This is a genomic window from Mesorhizobium sp. M2A.F.Ca.ET.037.01.1.1, assembly GCF_003998075.1.
Classification (GTDB): domain Bacteria; phylum Pseudomonadota; class Alphaproteobacteria; order Rhizobiales; family Rhizobiaceae; genus Mesorhizobium.
Genome location: NZ_RZSA01001104.1, coordinates 1 through 1,999, shown reverse-complemented (window position 1 = coordinate 1,999; position 1,999 = coordinate 1). Strand labels below are relative to the sequence as shown.

Below are 1,999 nucleotides of genomic sequence, written 5' to 3'. Positions count from 1 at the left end.
ATTTGAAGGTGACGAAAAGCTCGCCGCCGTCGTTCCAGCCGCCGATGGCGAACACCTTGCCGCCGACCTTCCAGACATGGGCGCCGCCCCATTGGACGATATGCGTCGTGGCGGGCAATGAAGCGCAAAAGCCGTTGTAATCGTCGAGCTTCATCGAGTCCTTCCCGGTTATCCGAATCGGCAGCCGATTATGCGCAGTCACCGGGAATAACAAAGCGCGCCGCACCGGTGCGACGCGCTTCGCGTTCATTCAAGCTCGACCCGGATCAGGCGGCGGCTTCCGTCGCCACCACGGTCGGCTTCGAGCGGAAGTTCAGCCGATCGGAACCCGCCGTGACCTTGACGGTCGAACCGTCGAGGATCTCACCGAGCAGGATCTTCTCCGCCAGCGGATCCTGCAGTTCCTTCTGCATCACCCGCTTCAGCGGCCTGGCGCCATAGGCCGGGTCGTAGCCTTTCGAGGCCAGCCACTCGATCGCGTCGTGATCGAGCGACAGCGTGATCTTGCGGTCGACGAGCAGGTTCTCCAACCGCTTGAGCTGGATCTCGACGATGCGGTCCATGTCCTGCCGGCGCAGCCGGTGGAACAGGATCACCTCGTCGACGCGGTTGAGGAACTCGGGCCGGAACGAGGCTTTCACCACGCCCATCACCTCGTCGCGCACGGCATCGACATCCTGGTCGTCGCTGAGGCTGACCAGGTATTCGGCGCCGAGGTTCGACGTCATGATGATCAGCGTGTTGCGGAAGTCGACCGTGCGGCCCTGGCCGTCGGTCAGCCGGCCGTCATCGAGCACCTGCAGGAGCACGTTGAACACGTCCGGATGCGCCTTCTCGATCTCGTCGAACAGCACCACTTGGTAAGGCCGGCGCCGCACCGCTTCGGTCAGCGCGCCGCCTTCCTCATAGCCGACATAGCCGGGAGGCGCGCCGATCAGCCGGGCGACGGAATGCTTCTCCATGAACTCCGACATGTCGATGCGCACCAGCGCCGTCTCGTCGTCGAACAGGAAGCTGGCCAGCGCCTTGGTGAGCTCGGTCTTGCCGACGCCGGTGGGCCCGAGGAACATGAACGAGCCGATCGGCCGGTTTGGATCCTGCAGGCCGGCGCGGGCGCGCCGAACAGCCTTGGACACCGCCTGCACGGCCTCGCCCTGGCCGACGACCCGCTTGCCGATCTCGTCTTCCATGCGCAGCAGCTTCTCGCGCTGCCCTTCGAGCATCTTGTCGACCGGAATGCCGGTCCAGCGCGACACGACATGCGCGACGTGGTCAGGGGTGACCACCTCTTCCACCATGCCGGTCTTGCCGTCCTGGGCCTCGGCTTCCTTGAGCTTCTTCTCCAGTTCCGGGATCTTGCCATAGGCAAGCTCGCCGGCGCGCTGGAACTCGCCCTTGCGCTGCGCGATCGCCAGTTCGTTGCGCATCTCGTCGAGCTGCTTCTTCAGGTCGGCAGCGAGGCCGAGCTTCTGCTTTTCGGCCTGCCACTTCGTGGTCAGCGCGGTCGATTCCTCCTCGAGGCCGGCGAGTTCCTTCTCCAGCCGGGCAAGCCGGTCCTTCGAAGCCTCGTCCTTCTCGACCTTCAGCGCCTCGCGCTCGATCTTCAGTTGCATGATGCGGCGGTCGACCTCGTCCAGCGCCTCGGGCTTGGAATCGACCTGCATGCGCAGCCGCGACGCCGCCTCGTCTACCAGGTCGATCGCCTTGTCCGGCAGGAAGCGGTCGGCGATATAGCGGTTGGAAAGCGTCGCTGCCGACACCAGTGCGGAATCGGAAATGCGCACCTTGTGGTGCTGCTCGTATTTCTCCTTCAGGCCGCGCAGGATCGAGACCGTGTCCTCCACCGTCGGCTCGTCGACGAAGACGGGCTGGAACCGGCGGGCAAGGGCGGCGTCCTTCTCGACATGCTTGCGGTACTCGTCGAGCGTGGTCGCGCCGACGCAGTGCAGTTCGCCGCGCGCCAGCGCGGGCTTCAACAGGTTGGACGCGTCCATAGCAC

1 protein-coding gene and 1 pseudogene are annotated in these 1,999 nt (G+C 64.9%); both read right to left on the bottom strand.

Translation table 11 applies throughout. The annotated features are described in order from the left end of the window. Positions 1–154 (bottom strand): annotated as a pseudogene (locus tag EOA27_RS42625) (MmcQ/YjbR family DNA-binding protein); the annotation flags it as partial. 112 nt (positions 155–266) lie between these two features. Next, the coding region (locus EOA27_RS33910) for an AAA family ATPase (protein WP_127258452.1) at positions 267–1,999 on the bottom strand (1,733 nt) is incomplete at its 5' end.